This window comes from Nitrobacter sp. Nb-311A, assembly GCF_000152905.1.
In the GTDB taxonomy this organism is placed as follows: domain Bacteria; phylum Pseudomonadota; class Alphaproteobacteria; order Rhizobiales; family Xanthobacteraceae; genus Nitrobacter.
The window spans coordinates 34,633-52,744 of sequence record NZ_CH672417.1 but is presented as its reverse complement, the minus strand read 5'-3'; the positions used below and the strand labels follow the sequence as shown (position 1 = coordinate 52,744).

Below are 18,112 nucleotides of genomic sequence, written 5' to 3'. Positions count from 1 at the left end.
TGGAATCTCTCCTGAGGGTAGCGCCGCGGTCGGCGCCGGGTTCAAGGTTACTCACGATGCCGTCGTTCAGCCCGGCATCTTACCAGGTCAGCTTGACATAAACCTTTGCAGGTCGGTCGCGTGAAAAAGCGGCTTTTTCAGGCCACGCGCGTCACTCCGGAAAACAACCCGGTGTGAGCCGGAGGCATGACGGACTGGATCAGCCGCACACCCGGATGTTCCGGAGCCGCCAGCCGAAGCCATCCCAAAAACGCTGCCTTTGCCAGTAGCAGCCGGGGGTTGCGACGTATCCCGGACCGTAATAGCCGTAGCCGGCTCCATAGTATCCCGGACCGTAACCGTAATATCCCGGCCCATAATAACCTGGAGCTGCGAGCGCGCCGCCGATGATGGCGCCGCCGATCAAGCCGCCGGCGATCCCTGCCGCGACGCCGCCGCCGCGCGCTTCCGCTGCTTGAGGCGCGGCCACCGCGGTGACCATGGCAATCGTCGTCAATGCCATCAATGTTCTCTTCACGGCGTCACCTCATTCATCAATCGATACCATGCAGTCCCGTGGAACAAAGAATTCCACAGCCGTTTTGAACGATCAATGAACGAAGCGACTGAATCCTGCCATGATGCGGGCCTGAGTGTGGCGATTAAATGATGAATATCAAGACGTTATGGGAATTCTCGTACGTGCCGTCACGCCGGATTTTCGATCAATTTGGAATAGCTTGAAATAGCGGGTTTTCCCTTTGCCTTTCACGGGCCGGTCCAACAATATTCCGGCCATGTCAGGGTATGCCAATTGGGTTTCGTTTTCATGATCGTTTGTTCTTGTAACGTGTTGACCGATCACGATGTCCGCTCTGCGGTGACCTCAACAGACGACCTGCGGCGTTCGCCCAAACAGGTTTACGGATGTCTCGGGTGTAGCGCGGAATGTGGCCGATGCGCCCGCACCATCAAGACCATCATTAAGGAAGCGTTGGGAGCCTGCGCCCGACAGTGCTGCGAAGGTTGTCCTCATTCCGTGATACATTCAAAAGTTGAGTCCGGTCAGGTCGAAATCGGCGTTTGACGATTTCGCGCTTCTCTCCTCATTTTAAGAGCAGATAGCTGCCCTGCCTTCTTGGGGGGTTGTCGTGCGGCCAAATCTGATTTAGAAGTATTCTAAATTGGATTCGGCAGGCCCGATGGCCCGTCTTTAGCATCAAAAAAATCAGAGCAGGAGCTGTTCCATGAAGGGCGACCCGAAGGTTATTGATTATCTCAACAAAGCGCTCCGCCACGAATTAACGGCGGTCAACCAGTACTGGTTGCATTACCGGCTGCTGGATAATTGGGGCATCAAAGATCTCGCGAAGAAATGGCGCGCGGAGTCCATCGAGGAAATGGAGCATGCCGACAAGTTGATCGACCGGATCATCTTCCTTGACGGCTTCCCGAACATGCAGGTGCTCGATCCCCTGCACATTGGCCAGAACGTCGGCGAAGTGATGGATTGCGATCTCAAGGCGGAATATTCGGCGCGTGCTCTGTACGAAGAGGCGGCCACGCATTGCCACGCCGTGAAGGATTACGTCACCCGCGATATCTTCGAGAGCCTGATGAAGGACGAGGAAAGCCATATCGACTTCCTCGAAACCCAGATCGATCTCATCAAGAAGATCGGGGTCGAGCTTTATTCGCAGAAGCATATCGGCGAAATGGATCACGACTGACCCTCAATCGATTCTCCAACGAAAAAGCCGGCGTCACTGCGCGCTGGCTTTCTCGCTTCTATGCGCTATCAGCCTTTCCGCTCCTGATGGAACCAGAAGCATAGCTCTATGATTTGATTTGACGCGGTTTTTTCACGCGAACCGGTCTCCATCCTCGGGTCGGACCTGGGGACATGCCGTGCTCGAAAACGCTCTATCGGATAATCGTGCGTCTGCCTGGCTATAGCGTTTTCGAGCGAAGCGGACACCGGTTCGCGTGGAGAAAACGCGTCAAATCAAAAAGCCAGAGTCTTTTACTGTGTCCGTGAAGCGGTGAAAGACTCTAGAGAGTCTGTTTCAACTGCGTTGAATCAGACTTGTCGCTTATCTTTTTGTTTGAGCACGATCTTTTCCGAAAACTGGTTTCCACTTTGCGCTGGCGCGGCCCTTCGGGTCGGAATCATGCTCTAGCCAGCCTGATCACGGTTCACAGCCCACAGAGCGAAGGCATAGGCGAGTGCGACCTCGTCGAGCCGGTTGAATCGGCCGGATGCGCCGCCGTGCCCCGCGCCCATATTGGTCCGCAGCAGGACGGGGCCGCCTGACGTCATGGTGGCGCGCAGCCGCGCGATCCATTTCGCCGGCTCCCAATAGGTGACGCGCGGATCGGTCAGCCCGCCCATGGCGAGGATCGCCGGATAGTCTTTCGCCGCGACGTTCTCGTAGGGCGAATAGGACAGGATGGTGCGGAAATCCTCCTCGCTCACGATCGGGTTGCCCCATTCCGGCCATTCCGGCGGGGTCAGCGGCAGCGTGTCGTCAAGCATGGTGTTGAGTACGTCGACGAACGGCACTTCCGCGACGAGGCCGGCGAACAATTCGCCCGCGCGGTTGGCGACTGCACCCATCAACATGCCCCCGGCGCTACCGCCGTGGCCGACGATCCTTTTAGCTGAGGTGTAGTTCGCCGCGATCAGCGCGCGGGCACAGGCGGCGAAATCGTCGAAGCTGTTGGTTTTTTTCTCGCGCTTGCCGTCGAGATACCAGCCCCAGCCCTTATCCGCGCCGCCGCGGATATGCGCGATCGCATAGGCGAAACCGCGATCGACCAGCGATAGCCGGTTGGCCGAGAACGAGGCCGGCATGGCGTGACCGTAGGATCCGTAGCCGTAGAGCAGCAGCGGCGCACGGCCGTCCCGCGCGAAGTCCTTGCGATGCAGGATCGAGACCGGCACCTCGGCGCCATCGTCCGCCTTCGCCATGATGCGGGTGGTGACATAGTTCGCGGAATCATGCCCTGACGGAATCTCCTGGCGCTTGCGTAAGGTGCGGGAGCGGCTCGCCATGTCGTAATCGAACACTTCGTTCGGTGTCGTCATCGACGAATAGCTGAAACGAAGAGTCGTGGTGTCGAACTCGTAGCCGCCATGGGTGTCGAGCGAATAGGCGGCCTCGTCGAAGGCGATTGCGTGCTCATCGCCGGTCGCCAGATCGCGGATGATGATCGACGGCAGCGCATTGGCGCGTTCGAGTCGCGCCATGTGACCGGAATAAAGTTCAAAGTCGATCACATAGGTGCCGGGCCGGTACGGGATCAGATCGCGCCAGTTCGCGCGCTCGGGTGCCGCCAGCGGCGCTGTCATGATCTTGAAGTCGATCGCGCCGTCGGCATTTGTGAGGATGAACAGTTCGTCGCCGCGATCGGCGACGGAATACTGCACGCCGTCCTCGCGCGGCGCGATCAGGCGCGGCGCCGCCTGGGGCGCGGCGAGATCGATCAGCCGCTGTTCGGATGTTTCATGATCGCCGCCGGCGATCACGCAGAAGCGGCCGCTGGCGCTCTCATGAATATGCGTGAACCAGCCGATGTCCTGTTCTTCATAAACGAGCGTGTCATCGGCCTGAGCCGTGCCGAGCCGGTGGCGATAGACCTGCATCGGACGATGGTTGTCGTCGAGCTTGACATAATAGAACGCGCGTGAGTCCGCGCTCCATACCACGCCGCCGTCGGTCTCCTCGATTACATCTGCGAGGTCGGCGCCGCTGTCCCAGTCGCGGATACGGATCGTAAAATATTCCGAGCCGCGATCGTCGGCGCTCCACGCCTCCAGTCGATGATCCGGAGAATGATGAGCGTCGCCAAGCTGAAAAAACTTTTTGTTTTCCGCAAGCGCATCGCCGTCGATGAGAAAACGGGCGTCGCCGCCGTGGCGCGGTTGCCGGCCGATCATCCGGTGCTGGCCGCCCTCCCGGTACTTCGAGAAATAGGCAAAGGGTCCGTCGGGGGAGGGGACCGTGGAATCGTCCTCTTTGATGCGGCCGCGCATTTCGGAGACGAGCTGTTTTTGCAACGGCCCGGTCTGCGCCAGCACGGCGTTCGAATAGGCGTTCTCTGCCTCAAGGTGGGCGCGGATGTCAGGCGCAAGTAGTGAAGGTTCGCGAAGCACCTGCTGCCAGTTCGCATCTCTCAGCCAGGCGTAGTCGTCCGTCAGGGTGATGCCGTGGTGCGTATACTTGTGTAAGCGGCGGTCGGCTTTCGGAAGTGTAGGTGATGATGTCATGAAAATAGGCGCCTGGTCGAAGCGCAGGCTGGGCGTGCGCGAGAACTGAACGTGATGTTCCGTTCATAGGTGGGCGCGCGCGCAACGGCAAGCCGGTGTCTCCCGAAAGTTCGATTTGGTACGGTGCCCGCAAACAGACAGACATCGTTTGAGAAACACGCGCTAGTCGTGATCGGGCACATCGAGTCCCATGGTCGTGTACTGCCGTATCTTGTTGCGCAGCGTACGCACCGATACGCCCAGGAGCCTTGCCGCGCGGGTACGATTGCCGTCGCAACGCGCCAGCGTTTGCAGCACGAGCTCCCGTTCGACGTCGTTGACGGTAGAGCCGACCAGCAGCGGAATGACTGCGTCGGGCGTGAGCGCAGCCTGATCCTGTATCGTACCCTGATCGCGGTTCTGGAATTCCTGGTTCATCGGTCCCTCCCGAAGCACGGCTCGCGTCCCAGCCGACGGATTGAGACCCCCATCCCGCGATAAGGCTGTAATGATATGGTTACCAGATCATTAACAATCCTGAATCGTCGGGATGGCTCATAAATCCACACGAAACGGCGCGTTGCGTGCCTAAAATGCACGTAACAGTTGAGTGTTAAATCAGAAATGATATTAACGCGAATTGTGATTTCCGGCAGTCGCACCTGTCAGTTGCGATATGCCCCCGCGGAATCGATTCGCCGTTAGCCCGCGAACAGAGCAGTCTCGGCCGCCAGAGAGATCTTGTTCGCGACCGGCTTGTTCGCGGACGGCCGCTTTGGAGCGGATTGCACCCGCCGCGGCCGACCCTTACGCTCGCGGCCGTCCCGAATCGCATCCCGCACTCTCGTGCCAGGAGACTTTTGCATGTCGTCCTCGTCGCTGTGTCGCGCAGCCTTGTTCGCACTGGCCATCTGCTTCGGCCTGTCCACCGCCGCCAGCGCCGACAGCGGCGCGGTGACGCTGACCATCTACAAGGGCGGCTGGATCATCGGCGCCTCCGGCGGCGGCGGCACGCTCACCTTCCACGGACGGCGATATCCGCTCTCGGTCGGCGGATTGGATTATGGTCTGGTGTTCGGAGGATCGAAGACCGTGCTGCACGGCCGAGTCAGCCGCATCAACCGGCCTTCCGATGTCGCCGGCGTTTACGGTGCGGCGGGCGCGGGGCTGGCGATCGGCGGCGGCGCCCGCGCCATCGTGCTGAGCAACCAGAAGGGCGCGGTGCTGGAACTGTCCGGCCGCCAGTTCGGCCTGATGGCCAATGCTGATCTCTCCGGCCTCGCCATTACGATGAAGTAGCGGTCTTGAGCGCGGCGAGCCCGCGTCCAGGCAATTCGCTCAGAGCATCTTTCGGCGAGGTGGAATCCGGTCAGCCGCGAGAACATGCTCTCGATCAATATTCTGCGCGTATTCTGATCGCAAAACCGGTATCCACTTGTGCGGAATACGCGCTATAGCGTTTTCAAGCGAAGTGGATACCGGTTCGCGTGAAGAAAACGCGTCAGATCAAAATGATAGAGTTCTTCGCCGCTTCCGAGAAGCGGTGAAGAATTCTAGATATGAGCGCCGCGGTTATAGCCCTCGATCAACTGATTGTAGTCGCGGAGCAGGCGGGGCGGCGAGCCCTCGACCATCCAGCCGCCACCGCCGCCGAGCATCATGCGGTCGCCCTGGCTGTAGGGCACCTTGTCACGGATGCGGCGCATCAGCTGCTTCGCGGATGTCAAATATGATTTGGCGCTGCTCACGAAGAACGAGCCGAGCTTCGCATCGCCATCCTTGCCCGATGCCTCTTCGGCCGCCTTCACCGCGGTCTCATATTCGGTCAGCGCCTTCGTGATCGCTGCGATGTCGGGCTTGTTGGTATTTTCCGCGCGTAACAGGCGTTTGGCGTGGATCATCAACGCCTCGACATAATAGTGCGTTTTGCGGCCTTCCTTTGCCTCGATCGCGGCGAGCTGTTCCGCCGCCTGCTTATCCTTGATGGCCTCGACGCCGGCGCGCAGCTTTTTGTCGGCGCTCGCGAACGCATCCCACGCCGCAACGAGACGCGCGTGCATCTCCTTGCCCTTGGCCATCTTGTCGTCCTTGTAGTTCTCTTGGCTGTAGTACTCGTCAGCCTCCTTCAGCAGCGGCTCGAGCTTGCCTACGGCTTCGGCATAGGCGGAAGCGGCAGATTCAAGCTCGGCGTCGTGCGGCTCCGACGCGTTGGCCATCTCGACGTTCTTCTTGCAATTGGTCGTGTCGTAGATGGTGTAGGTGCCGTAGATGATGCGCTCCTTCCCGGTCGGCCCGGTCTTCTTCGCCCAGGAGAAGTAGCGGTTGCGCGATTCATACGACCGCTCCGAGAGGCGGTTGATGCAGCCGACATAGGCGTTGAGCTTTTCGACGAGCGGGGAGGGGGACGAGGAGGGCTGCGTCTTGTTCTGTGCGGTGGCGGGCGCGAGGGAAAGACCGAAGGCTGCGGCGGACAACAGGGCAATCGCCCGAAACGGCATCATGGTTCTCTATCCCTCGCGATGCTGACAATCCCCGCATTTGTCGCACGAATCGCGAGGAGGTTCACGAAGAAAGCCGTAGGGCGGATTAGCGAAGCGTAATCCGCCACACTCGAGAAGGATCAGAGGAGGATTTCAACCCAGTTCCCGTACATAAGCCGCAATGTCTTTCCTCGCATCGTTCGACAATTGGGAGGCCGGATGTCTAACGAACAGCCATGGTCTTTCGTTTTCATAGTGCACCAGTATCCTGTTCTTCTTCTGATACGTTTTGACATGCCTTAAATCTTTCAAGAATTCCTTTGCTTTTTCTTCTAAGCCGAGCCCCACAACAATGACGGCTTTCGGTTTGAATAGATCAAACAAAGCTTGGTTCTGCTGATGGCAAAACATTTGGTGCTCGCCGAGTGACTTGCCATATCGCACGATCATTTCCTTTTCAGTCGGCGAACTCCAGAAGAAAAATTCACTGATTAAGAACCGAGGGCCGCCACAGACCGTCGTGGCAAATTTGGTGTATTGTCGCGCCGACCTACTGAATTTGGCCGGGGGCTGTTTAAGCGGATCGTAAGGGTTGAAATGCCCGACGCCGGGAAATAGGGCTTTATCTTCTTCCGTTTCTCCCGGATTGATTCCGAACAAAAAATAATTGATTTGATCTGAGTGTTTGATTGCAAAATCGTAATGATGCGCCAAGTGGAGGTCCGAATGTGCGGAATGATATTCAACTACCTGCTGCTTCAGATCATCGATCGTGGACAATGATTTCCCCCTAAGCCGCGGGATGGGTGTCGCTTCGCTCGATCTATCCTGTTTGCCATCAGTTGCTTGCGCTCTGCGTCGTCCCAGTATGTTTCATACGGTGGAGGATCACAACACCCGATTACTCTCCTTCACTTTCTCCGCATCGAGATACACGTTTCCGCCCATTTCCTTGAACTTCGCGCTCATCTCCTTCATGCCCTGTTCGCGATAAGACGGCTCGGTGACGCCTGCGGCGTCATTCGCCTTTTGTGCTGCGTCCGGATAAAGCGCAGCCTTCTCGTTATCGCCGAGCGTTGCCGCGTAGTCGCGCACGTCCTGCGTGATCTTCATCGAGCAGAATTTCGGCCCGCACATCGAGCAGAAGTGCGCGACCTTGTGCGCGTCTTTCGGCAGCGTTTCGTCGTGGAAGGCGACCGCGGTGTCGGGATCGAGACCGAGGTTGAACTGGTCCTGCCAGCGGAAGTCGAACCGCGCGCGCGACAATGCGTCATCGCGCAGTTGCGCGGCCGGGTGGCCTTTGGCGAGGTCGGCGGCGTGCGCCGCGATCTTGTATGTAATCACGCCGGTCTTCACGTCGTCGCGGTTGGGCAGGCCGAGGTGCTCCTTCGGCGTGACGTAGCACAGCATTGCGCAGCCGAACCAGCCGATCATGGCGGCGCCGATGCCCGAGGTGATGTGGTCGTAGCCCGGCGCGATGTCGGTGGTCAGCGGTCCCAGCGTATAGAACGGCGCTTCGCCGCATTCCTTGAGCTGCTTGTCCATGTTGATCTTGATCTTGTGCATAGGCACATGGCCGGGGCCTTCGATCATCACCTGGCAGCCCTTCTTCCAAGCGATCTGCGTGAGTTCGCCGAGCGTTTCCAGTTCGGCGAACTGCGCGCGGTCGTTGGCGTCCGCGATCGAGCCGGGGCGAAGACCATCCCCGAGCGAGAACGACACATCATACTTGCGCATCAGGTCGCAGATTTCCTCGAAGTGCGTATAGAGGAAGCTCTCCTTGTGATGGGCGAGGCACCACTTCGCCATGATCGAGCCGCCGCGCGAGACGATGCCGGTGACGCGGTCGGCGGTGAGGTGGATATAGGGCAGGCGCACGCCGGCATGGATGGTGAAGTAATCGACGCCCTGTTCGCACTGCTCCACCAGCGTGTCGCGATAAAGCTCCCACGTCAGCTTGACTGGATCGCCGTCGCATTTCTCCAGCGCCTGATAGATCGGCACCGTTCCAATGGGGACGGGCGAGTTGCGCAAAATCCATTCGCGCGTGGTGTGGATGTTGCGGCCCGTGGAGAGGTCCATCACCGTGTCGGCGCCCCAGCGGATCGCCCACACCATCTTGTCGACCTCCTCCTCGACCGAGGAGGTCACCGCGGAGTTGCCGATGTTGGCGTTGATCTTCACCAGGAAGTTGCGGCCGATGATCATCGGCTCCAGTTCGGCGTGGTTGATGTTGGAAGGGATGATGGCGCGGCCGCGCGCGATCTCCTCGCGCACGAATTCCGGCGTGATGAAGGCGGGCACGGATGCGCCGAAGGATTCGCCGTCGGCCAGCGCGGCCTCGGCGCGTTCGAGTTGCTTCTTGCGTCCGAGGTTCTCGCGCTCGGCGACGTAAATCATCTCCTTGGTGATGATGCCGGCGCGGGCGAATTCGAACTGAGTGATCGGCGCATCGCCGATGCCACGCAGCGGCTTGTGGTGGGCCTTGAACGCGGCGGCGGCATGGGCGGCGCCGACATTGCCGTTGTCTTCCGGTTTGATCTCCCGGCCCTCATATTCCTCGACGCCGCCGCGTTCCTTCACCCAGGCGAGGCGCGTGCGCGGCAGGCCGGCATTCACATCAATGATGACGTTCGGATCCGTATACGGACCGGATGTGTCGTAGACCGGAAGGTTCGGCTCGCCCGCGCCCTCAGATAGAAGGATTTCCCGCAGCGGCACCCGAAGGTCCGGCGCGGCCTCGGGGATGGAGAAAATCTTGCGGGACGAGGGCAGGGCGCCGGTGGTGACGGCGGGGCGAGTGGTGTCCGGATTGGAGCGAATGTTCATGGCGTTTCTCCGGTGCGAGACCAGTCGTTACGGTTCAATGCGAATAGCCGAGAAGGCAGAAGACGGTGCCGATCGCGAGCCAGATGCCGCCGGCGACGATCGGCATAGCGGGGCGGCGCAGGAACGCGCGCGCCCCCGCATAAAGGAACGGCGGCTCGATGATGCGGATCGTGCCGGAGATGACCAGCAGCCAGCCAAACAGCGTTACCATCACACGCCAGTCGGAAGTCCAGACGTTGTGAGTGAGCACGATGGCGAGTCCGCCCAGCATCACCATCATGCCGCCGAGGAACATCAGCGCGCGGCTGGCCAGGAATTCCTCTGCCATCGAATGGAAACGCTGTCTGTCCACAGCACGGATAGCCCGACCACGATCATCACCGGGCCGATCAGCCGTGCGATAAAGATAGATGTTTGCATGATGGTGCCTCATGCGGTTTCAGTCACCTGTTCGAGCCATGCTTTCACTCGTGCATCGGGGTCGGGGTTCTGCGTCACATCGCTGACCACCGCGATGGAATCGGCGCCGGCCGCGAAAATCTCCGCCGCCTGCTCCAGCTTGATGCCGCCGATCGCGACCAGCGGGATGTTGCCGACGCGCCTCTTCCACTCGGTGATCTTTGGAATTCCCTGCGGCGCGAACCGCATCGCTTTCAGCGTGGTCGGAAAAATCGGACCAAGCGCGATATAGTCCGGCTCGGCTGCGAGCGCGCTGTCGAGTTCGGCGTCATCGTGGGTGGAGAGGCCGAGGGTCAGCCCGGCTTTGCGGATCTCGTGGACGTCGGCCGCCGCCAGATCTTCCTGGCCGAGATGAACGTGCTTCGCTCCGGCGACAATGGCCGCGCGCCAGTAGTCGTTGACCACGAGCCGCGTCTGCGTGCCCTTGACGATCTCCAGCGCGTCGCTGACCAGTTGCAGCGCTTCGCCATCGTTCAGGTCTTTTAATCGCAACTGCACCGTGCCTACGCCGAGTCCGATCAGGCGGCGCACCCAGTCCAGCGTGTCGATGACGGGATAAAAGCGATCAGGATACGGCATGCCAGAACGGTGTCCCTACTACGGGGGTTGATGGCGAGGCAAAGTCGCGGGCCTCCATCAGGCCCGCCTCATAAGCGCTGCGGCCGGCTTCCACCGCCAGCCTGAAGGCGCCCGCCATGACAACGGGATCGGCGGCCTTGGCGACGGCTGTGTTGAGCAGCACGGCGTCGTAGCCGAGTTCGCAGGCCTGGGCGGCGTGACTCGGCGCGCCGATTCCGGCATCGACGACGAGCGCGATGTCGGGCAGGCGCTCGCGCAGCAGCCTCAATGCGTCGCGGTTGGTGATGCCTCTCGCGCTGCCGATCGGCGCGGCCCATGGCATCACCACCTTGCAGCCCGCGTCGACCAGCCGCATCGCGACGCCAAGGTCTTCGGTACAATAGGGAAACACGTCAAAGCCATCCTTGATAAGAATGGCGGCGGCTTCGACGAGTCCAACCACATCAGGCTGCAGCGTGTCGTTGTCGGCGATGACTTCGAGCTTGATCCAGGACGTACCGAACAGCTCGCGCGCGAGCTTCGCCGTGGTGACCGCTTCGCGCACGGATTTGCATCCGGCGGTGTTCGGCAGCACCGTGACATCCAGCTCGCGGATCAGCGACCAGAACGCGTCGCCGGTCTTGCCGCCCGCGGTTTCCCGCCGCAGCGATACCGTGACGATCTGGCTACCCGCGGCGCGGATCGCGTCCTGCATGATTTTCGGCGACGGATAGAGCGCCGTGCCGATCAGCAGCCGCGAGGAGAATTCGCGATCATAGAACGAAACCATTATGCGTCTCTTTGTTTGAGCATGATCTGATCCGAAAACCGGTTCCCACTTTTCGGGATCATGCTCTACCCTCCCTGCCGCGGCGTGATGATCTCGATCTCGTCGCCGCTCTTGAGCGCCGTATCCGCCCAGCGGCTTTTAGGCAGCACGTCGAAATTCACGGCGATCGCCACATGCGTGCTCTCGTAGTCGAGTTCGCTCAGCAGCGCATCCACGGTCTGCGCCATGACCTCCCGCCGTTCGCCATTGACGGTCACCTGCATTGCATCACCTCGTTGTCGATCTCCCCGCGCGCGACATAGCCGAGCGTCAGTTCCGCCAGGGCCGGCGCAAGCAGGAAGCCATGGCGGAAAAGCCCGTTGACCGCGATGCGTTCCTTGCCGATCGCGATGCGCGGCAGGTTGTCGGGAAACGCAGGCCGCAGACCCGAACCGATCTCCACGATCCGCGCCTCGCCGAAGGCCGGATGCACCGCGTAAGCCGCGCTGAGCAGTTCCAGCGCGGAACGTACGCTGACGCCGTCGTCCTCGCGTTCGATCGAGGTCGCGCCGATCATGAAGCGATTGCCCTCGCGCGGAATGATGTAGAGCGGCCATCGGGGATGCAGGAGTCGAACCGGGCGCGACAGCACGATCTCGTCGGTTTCGACGATGATCTCCTCGCCCTTGACGCCCCGCAGGTCCGGGAATGTGTCGCGCGCGGCGAGACCGCGGCAATCGATCGCCAGCGCCTCGATGCCGGACGCCTCCGGCGCGCTGCCGAATTGGATCTGGCCACCGGCGGCGCGGATGCACGCGTGCAGTTCGGGCAACACGCGGCGCGGCTCGACGTGGCCTTCGTCGGGAAAGAACAGCGCTTCGCGAAATCGGCCGTCGAGCGACGGCTCGAGTTTGCTTACCTCATCGCACTGAAGGCGCTGGTGTCCTGAAGTCATGTGCGCGAAACGCTCAAAATCGGAGCGGTCGCGTGGATGGGCCACCACGAGGGAACCGTTGAAAGGCGTGTCGGGAGCGTGTTCGCGCCACAGCGCCAGCGAGCGAAGGCCGAGACGGGTGACGAGAGGTTCGGACACCTCGGCTTCGCACCACGGCGCCAGCATGCCGCCGGCCCAATAGCTGGTGGCAGACGCCATTGCATCATTGCCGCGTTCGTGAAGCGTGACCGCGTGTCCGGCCTTGGCGAACAGCAACGCCTGCCACGCGCCGGCAATGCCTGCGCCGATCACCGCGATCGGAGTCGTCGCCCGTTTCTCCCGCGCCTTCTGAAGCATCCCTGTCCCTTCGCCGGCATGACCCGGATCAGGTTCAAAGGGTCACCGCGGTCCTTGCGATTCATCTTCGAATTGCAAGCTTGCGGTATCTCAGCTCCCCCACGGAGCACCCCTCGGAACATCCCTAATCTAGACCGAAAGCCAAGGGTGTCAACGCGCGGCAAGCCTCATCGTCGACAACGGAAAGGTTCCACGTTTTACCTGAGATTATGCTTTAGCCCTGAAAGTTGTCCGCAGCGGCCGAGTCGCAGGTTCCATCGAGATCATCCGAATGAGCGTTGAGAACACAGAGCGGATTGGCGGACGCAGCAACATCGCATTCGCTCCAGCCTGGCTCGTCGCGGGGGCGGGCGTCTACCTGTTGTTGCTGATCCGTGGCGACAGTCTGCTGAACGACCCCGATATGTTCTGGCAGATCAAGGTCGGACAGTGGATTCTTGCGCACCATGCGGTGCCCTTCACAGACATCTATTCCTTCACCCGCGCCGGCGAGCCCTGGATATCGTCATCATGGTTGTCGCAGGTGTTGTTCGCGCAGGCGTACGATTTCGGCGGCTGGGCTGGCGTCGTGATTTTGACGGCGCTTGCGGCCGCTACGGCTTTCGCGCTGCTTGCGCACGCCCTTTGCCGTTTCCTGCCGCCGCTTCAAGCAGGGGTGGTCGTGTGTGGGGTTCTGGTGCTGGCGATGCCGCACCTTCTGGCTCGGCCGCACGTATTGGCGATGCCGGTGATGATAGGATGGGCGAGTGGTCTGGCGTCGGCCAGCGGGCGCGGCAAGACGCCTTCGCCGTGGTTGTTGCCGCTGATGATCCTGTGGGCCAACCTCCATGGCGGCTTCGTGTTCGGCCTGGTGCTGGTCGGCGCTTTCGCGCTCGATGCCCTTTGGAATACGGGTGCCGCGCAGCGGACACGAGCGGCGCTCGGCTGGACACTTTTCGCGATCGCCGCGTTCGGTGCGAGCTGTCTCACCCCCTATGGCTGGGGCTCGCTGCTGGCGGCGCGAAACATCCTCGGGCTCGGGGAGGCGCTGTCGCTGATTGGCGAATGGCGGCCGGTCGATTTTTCACGCCTCGGCGCGTTCGAGGTGTGTTTGCTCGGCCTTCTCGGTCTTGCGCTTTATCGCGGCGTCCGGCTGACGCCGCCTCGGGTTCTGCTGACGATCGGCCTTTCGCAGATGGCAATGGCGCACAATCGCAATATCGAGGTATTCGCATTCCTGCTGCCGCTCGTGGTCGCTGAACCGCTTTCGGCGCAGTTCGCGGCGCTCCGTAACGGAGCAGTCGCGCGCCTGCCTCTGCCAACGTTCTGGCTTGCCGTGGTCGCGTTCGGGCTCGGCGGCTTTTCTGCCGCGTTCACCGCCGGCCATTCATACGTTCCTTTGGCGGGGAAGTCGCTGACGGGCGCCGTTCAGGCGCTTAAGGATCAAGGCGCCCGCCGCGTTCTCAACGATTACGACTTCGGGGGATCGTTGATCGCCGCGGACGTGCCGGTTTTCATCGACGGCCGCACCGAACTGTACGGAGAACGATTTGTGCTCGCCCACCACAACGCGATTCAGCTTCGGGACGTGGGCAAGTTTCTGTCACTGCTCGACGGCTACCGCATCGACGCGACGCTGCTCGATCCCGCATCGCCGGCGGTCCATCTGCTCGACCGTCTCGATGGATGGCGGCGGGTTTACGGCGATGGCGATGCGGTGGTGCATATGCGGCTTGCTAACACCGCTCCGAAGATCAGGCCGGCGCTGGATTGAATAGAATGCGACCGCGTTCAGCGCGGCGCGATCGACAGCGGCGCGCCGGGGGGGCGTGCATCGGCGCTCATGGTCTCGTGTCTGACGTGGTGGAGCCGTTGCCGCTTCGCCGCGTAGTAATAGCCGCTAGCGTAATAAGCCACCGCGCGGTCGTGGTTACCGTGAGCTGCCTGGTATGCGCCAGCGAGATACTTGACTGCATAGGTGAGGTTGGTTTCAGGATCGAGCAGACCTTCGGCGGTGCCTGTGTAGCCGAGGCTGCGGGCGGTCCCGAGCTTGATTTGCATCATGCCGTAGTTTCCGCGATGCACCGCGCGCGGATTATAACGGCTTTCACGCATGATGACGCGGTGAACAAGCTCGACGGGAACGCCGTTGGCTTGCGCGTGCGTCGCCACCATGGTCGCGTATTCCGCGTGTTGCGCGGTCGACGGCTGCGGCCATGCCATTGCAATAAAAACAAGAAGCGGAACAAATCTGCGGAAACTTGTCACGAGCACCCCATCACGGTCAGCCTTTTCTATCGCCCCAATCGTGCCTTTCCTATGGCAAAACTGGCGAAAAGTGACGGGGCGCAGCCCCCGAGGCAGGATGGCAAAGAAACTCGATCCTCATGTGACAATGCGCTGCGGCGCTCGGCCATCTCGACCTGAAGCGAGCGCTGGCGGAATATCGAAAAAATTTGTCGCGCCAGAAGGAACAATGCGGATTCCCGGCAAGTTGCGCTCGCTGTAATTTGCAGACAGCAAAAGCAGATGGGAGAAGCGTCATGGTCGCTGCCGTATCTGATTATTTGCCTCACCAAAATCCTTGTGCGCAATGCGGCTGTCCGATTCCAAATCCGATCTGGTTTGAGGACGGACCGCGCCGCACTTCGTATCTCTGGCACTGCGTTCATTGTGGCTACAAGTTCGAAGCTGTCGCTTTTTTCGGCCAGACGAACGACGAGCAGCGTGCGAACGCTGCTTGACAGGGTCGTTGCAGCTGCACCGGAAGTCTCGAGGAACGACTATGACGCATCGCTCGCGGTCATTGGTCGCGCTGTGCTGCGAGAGCCGGCAGCGCTTGCGTGCGTCATTCGTGACGATGTCACTTCCGCAGATCCCTTACGTTGTTTGCCGGATTGGAACCGAATTTATCCGCGGCGCTCCGTGGAACCACTCCTAGCGTGACGGGTTCTCGCTACTCCATCTTAACTGAAGGAGACCCTACTGATGATCTCGAAACATATGACGGCCGCGTTGATTGGCTCCGCGCTGCTGGTAACGGCGGCGGTCGCGCAAACGCCAAACGCCACACCGAACCACAGCATGAATGCTCCGGCCGCTACGACATCGTCAGAGTCCGGTTATCATGGCACCTGGCGTTCGTCGAAGATGGTCGGCCTTAATGTTTATAATGATACCAACGAGAAGCTCGGCTCGATCAGCGATCTCCTTTTGAACAAGGACGGAACGATCAAAGCGGCAGTGATCGGTGTTGGCGGATTCCTGGGCGTCGGAGAACGCCTGGTTGCGGTATCCTTCGACAAGTTGAAGTTCGTCGACACGCCTGTACAGTCCGCGTCGGGAAGCAGCACAACTACGGGAACCACCACGGGCTCCTCGACGTCCGCGCCGGCTACGACGAACACGACGAATACGAACACGAATTCATGGTATCCGGATCACGCGGTTTTCAGCGCGACCAAGCAACAGCTCGAGTCGATGCCGGAATTCAAGTATTCGACGTGAGCCGCTAAATGAACGGTAGACTGACAACGCGCCCGGTTTTTTTACCGGGCGTGTTTATTCGGTTGCCTGGAGCATGATCCCGAAAAGTGGAAACCGGTTTTCGGAAAAGATCGTTCTCAAAAAAAAGATAAGCGACGAGTCTGATTCAACTAGTTGAAACGGACTCTTGCGGCCGATAGCATCTCAGCTATCCGCCGGGTTGATTAATCGGGATCTCACAGCGCGGGCAGCGTCTTGAGTTCGACGTTCACCGTGCCGGCCGCTTCGGCGATCACGCGTAGCGTCTTCGAATCAAAGGCGAGGCCCGCAAGCTTCAGACTGCTGATTTCTGCCGTGACCCGAGCGTCGTTCGCGCTTCTCTGAAGGTCCGCGATCACTGCGGCGATTTTCTGTCGCGCATTCGATGCGAACGGTTTGAGGTCGAGCACCGTCTTCTCCGCTAAAGCGTTTTGCAGGTAGGGCATTGCCGTTCGCGCGGCAGCGCCGAGCAGGCCGAACGCTGTTTCGGATTCGATTGCAAGCCGGATGTCTGTCAGACGCAGGATCTGCTGGGCGGGGTCGAGAACAGGTTTACCCCAGACTTGAATTGTGGCCTCTCCCCCGAAGCCAAACCAGCTTTTCTTCTCCTTCGCATCAACCAGAAGCGAGATCAGAAGGCGGTCGCCCGCAGCCGCGACACTGACGTGTTTGACGGTGACTTCAGCCGCGCCGCGATCATCTTCGGGGAATGTCTTGCCGGCGAGTTGTGCCTCGATGATCTTGTTGATGTCGGTGAAGGGCATGTCGACCGGAACGCCGATGCTCAGTTTGCCCGGCGTGGCCGGCACGATGGCGAGTGTCTTGGGGAACGGGCAGTTTGGTTTGGTTGCTGCGGTGGTGATCCGGGTCTCGGCTTCGACGCCGACCGTCAGCGTGACGTTGCCGGCATCAATGTGCGGTTGGGCTGCGATAGCGCGAACCGGCTTCAGTTCGAGATAGAGGTCTGGCAGTCCCGCCGCGCCCCGCAACGGGATCGAGCGGCACATCTGCGTCCATTGCCGCCGCGTGTTGCTCTCCAGAGCGGGATCGTTACGAATGCGCTGCTGCAGGCTTGCGATCTGTTCGTTGACCGCCCTGTCGATAACGGGTTTGACCTGTGACGGCACATTGAGGCGCGCGCCCGCGACCGAAAGGTTGGTGTCCCCAAGATTCACCTGCGCGGTTATGCCGGGATCAATGTGCCAGTTCTCGGCCAGCGTCGGCCGTGCCGTCATCTGGACATCGCCCTTGATTTCGGCATTGGCGTTCAGGTTCTTGATGTTCACCCGGCCGATCCGCTTGGCGATGTCGCCGCCGAGCACGCCCGCGAGTGCGTTGCCGACTGCATCCTGGGCATTGGCCGATAGCGATCCGGTCACCTTGACGGCGCCGGTCAACGGCGTCGACAGCGACAGTACGTCGTTGGCGCCGGTGGCGCTGATCGCGCCGCGGGATGCGGTCCATCCGATGTCCGCGTTCTGAAGAATCTGCGCTGCGGGATTGTCGGCCTTGCCAGCGAAGTTATGCGGAGCCGCGCGCTCGGCTGCGTCGCGAATGAGCGTCAGCGGTATCCTGATCGGCGCGACGATGCTCGAATTGCGGCTGATAGGGGGAAGCGGTGGCAATGTCACGACCGCGGGCTTGTCGAGTTTGCGGGGCGACAACCAGTCCATTGCCTTGAGACTGACAAGAAACGAGACCGCAAGGACCCCGACGCCGAGCAGAATGGTCTTGAGGCTGAACCTCGGCCGCATTTACTTCCCCAACTCCATTGTCCGTATGCGGGACCAGATGCGGGAAATTTGGCTAAAAGACGCCGAGTACAATCGCCCCCACGAAGGCGAGCGCGATATAGGCGGTGACGATGCTCATGCGGCCCGCGAAAGTCATGGACGACCCTCCACGCCATCGGAGGTAACGCGACAGCCTGCGACCGGTTCGATACGATCCCTCGAATTTCCATCGTGCAGCGCAACGACGTGGTTAAAAATCGC

General features: G+C 60.5%; 19 protein-coding genes and 1 riboswitch. Of the genes, 6 read left to right on the top strand and 13 right to left on the bottom strand.

Annotated elements, in window-relative coordinates:
- Positions 1-199 precede the first annotated feature (199 nt).
- Complete coding sequence (locus tag NB311A_RS11510) at positions 200-517, bottom strand: hypothetical protein (RefSeq protein WP_040674970.1); 318 nt, start codon at positions 515-517, stop codon at positions 200-202.
- A gap of 291 nt (positions 518-808) precedes the next feature.
- On the opposite strand from NB311A_RS11510, the gene NB311A_RS20565 reads away from it, so the two are divergent.
- Together NB311A_RS20565 and bfr are read left to right on the top strand one after the other, a co-directional pair.
- A complete protein-coding gene (locus NB311A_RS20565; RefSeq protein ID WP_009798731.1) occupies positions 809-1,066 on the top strand; it encodes a bacterioferritin-associated ferredoxin in 258 nt (85 codons plus the stop codon).
- 160 nt (positions 1,067-1,226) lie between these two features.
- On the top strand, positions 1,227-1,709 hold the full coding sequence (gene bfr / locus NB311A_RS11505; protein WP_009798730.1) for a bacterioferritin: 483 nt from the start codon (positions 1,227-1,229) through the stop codon (positions 1,707-1,709).
- A 446-nt stretch (positions 1,710-2,155) separates the two neighbouring features.
- Here bfr and NB311A_RS11500 read toward each other — a convergent pair whose 3' ends face one another.
- Both NB311A_RS11500 and NB311A_RS11495 read right to left on the bottom strand, forming a co-directional pair.
- The gene (locus NB311A_RS11500) at positions 2,156-4,249 is read right to left on the bottom strand and encodes a S9 family peptidase (RefSeq protein ID WP_009798729.1); all 2,094 of its coding nucleotides are present in this window, start codon (positions 4,247-4,249) and stop codon (positions 2,156-2,158) included.
- A gap of 162 nt (positions 4,250-4,411) precedes the next feature.
- Positions 4,412-4,666: a helix-turn-helix domain-containing protein gene (locus tag NB311A_RS11495; protein ID WP_009798728.1), complete on the bottom strand. Its 255-nt coding sequence runs from the start codon at positions 4,664-4,666 to the stop codon at positions 4,412-4,414.
- Positions 4,667-5,092: 426 nt separating this feature from the next.
- On the opposite strand from NB311A_RS11495, the gene NB311A_RS11490 reads away from it, so the two are divergent.
- Positions 5,093-5,527, top strand: coding sequence for a hypothetical protein (locus tag NB311A_RS11490; RefSeq protein WP_009798726.1), 435 nt, complete (start codon positions 5,093-5,095; stop codon positions 5,525-5,527).
- Positions 5,528-5,781: 254 nt separating this feature from the next.
- On the opposite strand, the gene NB311A_RS11485 is transcribed toward NB311A_RS11490, so the two are convergent.
- The 8 genes from NB311A_RS11485 to NB311A_RS11450 form a co-directional block, all read right to left on the bottom strand.
- Positions 5,782-6,729 carry a YiiG family protein gene (locus NB311A_RS11485; RefSeq protein ID WP_009798725.1) on the bottom strand — a complete coding sequence of 316 codons (948 nt, stop codon included), beginning with the start codon at positions 6,727-6,729 and terminating at the stop codon, positions 5,782-5,784.
- A gap of 132 nt (positions 6,730-6,861) precedes the next feature.
- A complete protein-coding gene (locus NB311A_RS11480) occupies positions 6,862-7,488 on the bottom strand; it encodes a hypothetical protein (RefSeq protein WP_009798724.1) in 627 nt (208 codons plus the stop codon).
- A gap of 108 nt (positions 7,489-7,596) precedes the next feature.
- On the bottom strand, positions 7,597-9,537 hold the full coding sequence (gene thiC, locus NB311A_RS11475) for a phosphomethylpyrimidine synthase ThiC (protein ID WP_009798723.1): 1,941 nt from the start codon (positions 9,535-9,537) through the stop codon (positions 7,597-7,599).
- 34 nt (positions 9,538-9,571) lie between these two features.
- Entirely contained in the window at positions 9,572-9,865 is a 294-nt protein-coding gene (locus NB311A_RS11470; RefSeq protein WP_245256989.1) for a hypothetical protein, read from the bottom strand.
- 101 nt (positions 9,866-9,966) lie between these two features.
- Complete coding sequence (locus NB311A_RS11465; protein WP_009798721.1) at positions 9,967-10,575, bottom strand: thiamine phosphate synthase; 609 nt, start codon at positions 10,573-10,575, stop codon at positions 9,967-9,969.
- Positions 10,562-11,344, bottom strand: a complete 783-nt coding sequence (locus NB311A_RS11460) for a thiazole synthase (RefSeq protein WP_009798720.1) — start codon at positions 11,342-11,344, stop codon at positions 10,562-10,564. Before NB311A_RS11460 ends, NB311A_RS11465 begins: the two co-directional genes overlap by 14 nt.
- A 65-nt stretch (positions 11,345-11,409) precedes the next feature.
- Complete coding sequence (thiS, locus tag NB311A_RS11455; protein WP_009798719.1) at positions 11,410-11,607, bottom strand: sulfur carrier protein ThiS; 198 nt, start codon at positions 11,605-11,607, stop codon at positions 11,410-11,412.
- A complete protein-coding gene (locus tag NB311A_RS11450) occupies positions 11,598-12,614 on the bottom strand; it encodes an FAD-dependent oxidoreductase (RefSeq protein WP_009798718.1) in 1,017 nt (338 codons plus the stop codon). The genes thiS and NB311A_RS11450 overlap by 10 nt, the downstream gene beginning before the upstream one ends.
- A riboswitch (TPP riboswitch) is annotated at positions 12,602-12,738 on the bottom strand. It overlaps the preceding gene by 13 nt.
- Positions 12,739-12,885: 147 nt before the next feature.
- On the opposite strand from NB311A_RS11450, the gene NB311A_RS11445 reads away from it, so the two are divergent.
- Complete coding sequence (locus NB311A_RS11445; protein ID WP_009798717.1) at positions 12,886-14,367, top strand: hypothetical protein; 1,482 nt, start codon at positions 12,886-12,888, stop codon at positions 14,365-14,367.
- A 17-nt stretch (positions 14,368-14,384) separates the two neighbouring features.
- Here the strand turns inward: NB311A_RS11445 and NB311A_RS11440 are convergent, their stop codons facing one another.
- Entirely contained in the window at positions 14,385-14,816 is a 432-nt protein-coding gene (locus NB311A_RS11440; protein WP_009798716.1) for a transglycosylase SLT domain-containing protein, read from the bottom strand.
- Between the two features lie 320 nt (positions 14,817-15,136).
- Here NB311A_RS11440 and NB311A_RS11435 point away from each other — a divergent pair, with 320 nt between their 5' ends.
- Both NB311A_RS11435 and NB311A_RS11430 read left to right on the top strand, forming a co-directional pair.
- A complete protein-coding gene (locus NB311A_RS11435; protein WP_009798715.1) occupies positions 15,137-15,337 on the top strand; it encodes a hypothetical protein in 201 nt (66 codons plus the stop codon).
- Between the two features lie 244 nt (positions 15,338-15,581).
- A complete protein-coding gene (locus tag NB311A_RS11430) occupies positions 15,582-16,100 on the top strand; it encodes a PRC-barrel domain-containing protein (RefSeq protein ID WP_009798714.1) in 519 nt (172 codons plus the stop codon).
- Between the two features lie 215 nt (positions 16,101-16,315).
- On the opposite strand, the gene NB311A_RS11425 is transcribed toward NB311A_RS11430, so the two are convergent.
- Positions 16,316-17,872, bottom strand: a complete 1,557-nt coding sequence (locus tag NB311A_RS11425) for a DUF4403 family protein (protein ID WP_009798713.1) — start codon at positions 17,870-17,872, stop codon at positions 16,316-16,318.
- Between the last annotated feature and the right edge of the window lie 240 nt (positions 17,873-18,112).

Bases quoted from the DNA above. Each gene is read 5' to 3' on its own strand.
- NB311A_RS20565 (WP_009798731.1), top strand. From the start codon at position 809: ATGATCGTTTGTTCTTGTAACGTGTTGACCGATCACGATGTCCGCTCT.
- bfr (WP_009798730.1), top strand. From the start codon at position 1,227: ATGAAGGGCGACCCGAAGGTTATTGATTATCTCAACAAAGCGCTCCGC.
- NB311A_RS11500 (WP_009798729.1), bottom strand. From the start codon at position 4,249: ATGACATCATCACCTACACTTCCGAAAGCCGACCGCCGCTTACACAAG.
- NB311A_RS11495 (WP_009798728.1), bottom strand. From the start codon at position 4,666: ATGAACCAGGAATTCCAGAACCGCGATCAGGGTACGATACAGGATCAG.
- NB311A_RS11490 (WP_009798726.1), top strand. From the start codon at position 5,093: ATGTCGTCCTCGTCGCTGTGTCGCGCAGCCTTGTTCGCACTGGCCATC.
- NB311A_RS11485 (WP_009798725.1), bottom strand. From the start codon at position 6,729: ATGATGCCGTTTCGGGCGATTGCCCTGTTGTCCGCCGCAGCCTTCGGT.
- thiC (WP_009798723.1), bottom strand. From the start codon at position 9,537: ATGAACATTCGCTCCAATCCGGACACCACTCGCCCCGCCGTCACCACC.
- NB311A_RS11470 (WP_245256989.1), bottom strand. From the start codon at position 9,865: ATGGCAGAGGAATTCCTGGCCAGCCGCGCGCTGATGTTCCTCGGCGGC.
- NB311A_RS11465 (WP_009798721.1), bottom strand. From the start codon at position 10,575: ATGCCGTATCCTGATCGCTTTTATCCCGTCATCGACACGCTGGACTGG.
- NB311A_RS11460 (WP_009798720.1), bottom strand. From the start codon at position 11,344: ATGGTTTCGTTCTATGATCGCGAATTCTCCTCGCGGCTGCTGATCGGC.
- thiS (WP_009798719.1), bottom strand. From the start codon at position 11,607: ATGCAGGTGACCGTCAATGGCGAACGGCGGGAGGTCATGGCGCAGACC.
- NB311A_RS11450 (WP_009798718.1), bottom strand. From the start codon at position 12,614: ATGCTTCAGAAGGCGCGGGAGAAACGGGCGACGACTCCGATCGCGGTG.
- NB311A_RS11445 (WP_009798717.1), top strand. From the start codon at position 12,886: ATGAGCGTTGAGAACACAGAGCGGATTGGCGGACGCAGCAACATCGCA.
- NB311A_RS11440 (WP_009798716.1), bottom strand. From the start codon at position 14,816: ATGGCATGGCCGCAGCCGTCGACCGCGCAACACGCGGAATACGCGACC.
- NB311A_RS11435 (WP_009798715.1), top strand. From the start codon at position 15,137: ATGGTCGCTGCCGTATCTGATTATTTGCCTCACCAAAATCCTTGTGCG.
- NB311A_RS11430 (WP_009798714.1), top strand. From the start codon at position 15,582: ATGATCTCGAAACATATGACGGCCGCGTTGATTGGCTCCGCGCTGCTG.
- NB311A_RS11425 (WP_009798713.1), bottom strand. From the start codon at position 17,872: ATGCGGCCGAGGTTCAGCCTCAAGACCATTCTGCTCGGCGTCGGGGTC.